Source organism: Streptomyces viridosporus, from assembly GCF_002078235.1.
Taxonomy (GTDB): Bacteria; Actinomycetota; Actinomycetes; order Streptomycetales; family Streptomycetaceae; genus Streptomyces; species Streptomyces viridosporus.
This window is the reverse complement of the sequence record NZ_MSGP01000351.1, coordinates 1-3,885: the sequence shown is the minus strand read 5'-3', so window position 1 is coordinate 3,885 and position 3,885 is coordinate 1. Positions and strand designations below refer to the sequence as shown.

The following is a 3,885-nucleotide window of genomic DNA, read 5'->3' as shown; positions in this document are numbered from 1 at the left end:
GGGTACGGGTCGGGGGGTCGGCGCGGTGCGGGGACCCTGGGCACTCTCGTGAATCTGAGGCTCCTCGGGAATGAGAGGCATGAGCTGATTTTTATCAAACGTTGGTACGGCTCGCGCCGCCGGGTGGCACATCAGTGCGAGCGGAACTGTCAGAAATCGAAGCCGAGCTGACCCTCGATTCCCGGAGCGCTTCCGTCCGCCCCGCCGCGGACCTTCTTGAGGTGCCGCCACCGGGGCAGCGCATCAAGATACGCCCATGACAACCGGTGGTGCGGGGTGGGCCCCCGAACCTCCAGTGCGGCCCGGTGCACGGGCGACGGATACCCGGCGTTGTCCGCGAAACCGAAGTCTGCATGGTCGACACCGAGTTCGGCCATCATTTTGTCGCGCTGGACCTTGGCGATCACCGAGGCCGCCGCGACCGCCACGCACGACTGGTCGCCCTTGATCACCGTACGGACCTTCCAGGGCGTGCCGAGGTAGTCGTGCTTGCCGTCGAGTATCACCGCGTCGGGCCGGACCGGCAGCGCTTCCAGCGCCCGCACCGCCGCCAGCCGCAGGGCGGCCGTCATCCCCAGCACGTCGATCTCCTCCGGAGACGCGTGCCCGAGCGCATACGACGTCACCCAGCTCCGCAGCGTCTCGGCGAGCTCGGTGCGCCGCTTGAGGGTGAGGAGCTTGGAGTCGGTGAGCCCCTCGGGAGGCCGCCGCAGTCCGGTGATCGCCGCGCAGACGGTGACGGGGCCGGCCCACGCACCGCGCCCCACCTCGTCGACACCCGCAATGATCTTCGCCCCGGTCGTGGCGCGCAGAGAGCGCTCGACGGTGTGAGTAGGTGGTTCGTACGGCATGGCGCCCATAGCGTACGCCGCCCGGAACGGCCCGCGACACCCCGGTTCCCCGAGCGGCGTCCTCGCCCCCGCGGGCCCCGGTCAGGAGCCGCCCGACCGCAGCAGCGGAACCATCAACTGGTCGACCACCTCCTCCAGGCCGGCATCCGTCCATTCGCTTCCGCACACCTTGGAGCGGTACGTCATCATCGCGGGGACGGCGTCGAAGACATACCCGTTCGCGGCGTCGGGACGCACCTCTCCCCGCCCGGTACCACGCTCGATCACCTCACGCGGCATCTTGAGCGTCGGCCCCACGACCCCTTCGAGGATCACGCCGTGGAAGCGCTCGGCCTGCGTGGGGTCGCATTCGTGAACCACCGCACGCACCGCCGGTCCCGACCGGAAGAACATCGCGTCGCGCGCCCGCCGGCACAGAACCAGCAAATCCTCGCGCACGCTCCGCCGGGCCGCCTCCGGTCCGACCGGTGCCGGGAGGACCTCTGCCGGTCCCGGTCCCCGAGGAGCCGGCACCACCGCCCGAGCGCCCCGGCCGGGGCACCGGACCGCACCACCGCAGCCCTCAGGGCGAGCAATACAGCGAGCAGCACTCTCACGATCCCCCTACGGCGCTCTTCGACGACGCTCCCGACGATCCACCTGCGGCTGTCGGACCCCACGGCTCACACAGCGGATGTCTCGACAACGCGCGACGGTCACGGAGAGTTCCCGGGGCACACGGAGAGTTCACGATCACGAGGGCTCGACCCGACCGCCCCGAGGTTCACCGGCGCTCTTCGGGCAGCCGCCGGTCGGGCCGATCCGGCGGACCGGCCCTCACACCGGGGTCGGCAGCCAGTCCGGCAGCGGCTCGACCCGGCCGGCCCACTCGGCGGGCGGCGCCCCCGCCTTCCCGGCGGCGACCACCCCGCCCACGATGGCGCAGGTCGTGTCGACGTCCCCGCCCACCTGCGCGGTCGTCCAGAAGGCCCGCTCGTAGTCACCCAGTGCCCGGGCGGCCGACCAGAGCGCGAACGGCACGGTGTCATGGGCCGTCGTACGCCGCCCGCAGCCCAGCACGGCGGCGACGGTGGCCGCGTCGCCGTAGTCGAGCATGTCCCGGGCGCGGCGCAGCCCGGCGCCGACCGCGCTCCTCATGGGCACCAGCGCGATGACGCCGTCGAGGAGGGCTTCCGCACCGGGCGGCCCGCCGGGGGCGGCGGCGAGTGCGGCTGCCGCGGCGACCGCCATGGCCCCGACCACGGCCTCGCGGTGCTGGTGGGTTGGGTAGGCCGAGATCTCCGCCTGGTGAGTGGCCTGCTCCGGATCGTCCGCGTACCAGGCGCCCAGCGGCGCGATCCGCATCGCGGCGCCGTTGCCCCAGGAACCCCGCCCGTCGAAGAGCGCGGCGGCGAGCTCGCGCCAGTCGCCCCCTTCACGGACCAGTCGCAGCAGCCGGCCGACGGCGGGGCCGTAACCCCGGTCGAAGTCCTGGTGCTCGGCGAAGGACCGTGCGAGGGCGTCCTGGTCGATCCGGTGGTGGGCGGCCAGGACGGCCACGACGGAACAGGCCATCTCGGTGTCGTCGGTCCACTGCCAGGGACCGTCGGGCAGCTCGCGGCGCTTGAGCAGCGGGTAGTTCACCGGAACGAAGAACTGCGAGCCGAGCGCGTCCCCCACCGACAGGCCGCGCAGGCTGGCCAAGGCGCGATCCAGGCGCCCGGCGGAAGCGGAAGAGGAGTCAGCGGTCATCGCCCTGCCACTCTATCCGGTGATCCCGTACGGTTCCGGATCTCGCCAGCGTTCGAAGGGCCGGTCAAGGGTGTACTTGCCGTTCTCCCCCAGGACGAGCATCCGCGTCTCGGCGTTCCCCGGGTTCGACAGCGACTCGAACTCCGCCACGGTCCAGTGGAACCACCGCATGCAGAACAACCGCATGGCCAGACCGTGCGTGACGATCAGGACGTTCGGCGGATGGTCGGGGGCGTCGAAGCTGCGGAACAGGCTCTCCAGGAAGCCGTCGACCCGGTCGTAGACGTCGGCTCCGGACTCGCCCTGGGCGAAGCGGTAGAAGAAGTGCCCGTAGGCGTCCCGGTAGGCCTTCTGCAGACGTACGTCCTCGCAGTCCTGCCAGTTGCCCCAGTCCTGTTCGCGCAACCGCGGCTCCTCGCGCACCCGTATGAGCTCCGGGTCGAGGTCGAAGGCTTGTAGTGTCTGGTGCGTCCGGCGGTAGGGGGAGACGTAGACGCTGACGCGTTCACGGCCGAACAGTTCCCGCAGCCGCCTGCCCGTCTCCTCCGCCTGCCGCCAGCCCCGCTCGGTCAGGGCCAGGGCGTGATCGGGTTCGCGCTCGTAGACGGAGTCATCGACATTGCCCGTCGATTCGCCGTGCCGGACAAGAACGATGCGCCGTGGTCGTGCCATGCCGAAACCCTAGATCGGGGAACGGCCCGACGAGCAATCGTGCGGGTCCCTTACGGCGTAGGTCACATCCGTCCTGCGCCACGGGCCGCACCCGGGCGCGTTCTCGGTGTGGCCGGGCATCAAACCGTCCAGGCCGGTTCCATGTCCACGACGTCCCCCGTGAGGGCCACGACGTCGGCCTCCGTCTGCGCCCGCAGGGCGAGGCGTTCCACCCTCTCGGTGCGGTACTTGCCGTGCTCGGCCGCGGACTGCCACATCGACAGCACCAGGAACTCGTTGCCGGGCGCCTCGCCGAACAGCCCGCGGACCATTCCGGGCGAGCCGGCCATCGCCGGGTTCCAGACCTTCTCCTGCATCAGCACGAAGTGCTCCGCCCGCTCCTCACGGACCCGGCACAGTGCCGCCCTGAGCAGGTCGGCGTCCGTGAAGCGCGGTTCGAAGCCGGTCTTCACGTCGAAGCGGTGGTCGAAGAGTCTGACCTGGGCGTCCTTGAAGGTGCCCGACTGAGCCGAGGCGAGCCGGTCGTGGGAGCGCGCCATGAAGGAGTCGTAGAAGGCACGGCTCTCCCAGAAGGAGAAGATGTGCGCCACGTCCGGCCGCCCCCGGCTCCAGCCCCCGCCCTGTCCGCGAA

General features: G+C 71.0%; 4 protein-coding genes and 1 pseudogene. All 5 read right to left on the bottom strand.

Translation table 11 applies throughout. The features are described from left to right. Positions 1-149: 149 nt before the first annotated feature. Positions 150-851 (bottom strand): ribonuclease HII, encoded by a 702-nt coding sequence (gene rnhB / locus B7L92_RS24445; RefSeq protein ID WP_081239583.1) that lies wholly within the window; start codon positions 849-851, stop codon positions 150-152. A gap of 81 nt (positions 852-932) precedes the next feature. Next, a pseudogene (locus B7L92_RS24440) lies at positions 933-1,292 on the bottom strand (TetR-like C-terminal domain-containing protein); the annotation flags it as partial. A 375-nt stretch (positions 1,293-1,667) separates the two neighbouring features. Then, positions 1,668-2,582, bottom strand: coding sequence for an ADP-ribosylglycohydrolase family protein (locus B7L92_RS24435; RefSeq protein WP_081239580.1), 915 nt, complete (start codon positions 2,580-2,582; stop codon positions 1,668-1,670). A gap of 12 nt (positions 2,583-2,594) precedes the next feature. After that, positions 2,595-3,254, bottom strand: coding sequence for a phosphoglycerate mutase family protein (locus tag B7L92_RS24430; RefSeq protein ID WP_081239579.1), 660 nt, complete (start codon positions 3,252-3,254; stop codon positions 2,595-2,597). A 119-nt stretch (positions 3,255-3,373) separates the two neighbouring features. Further along, the coding region (locus tag B7L92_RS24425; protein WP_107501591.1) for a DUF4937 domain-containing protein at positions 3,374-3,885 on the bottom strand (512 nt) is incomplete at its 5' end.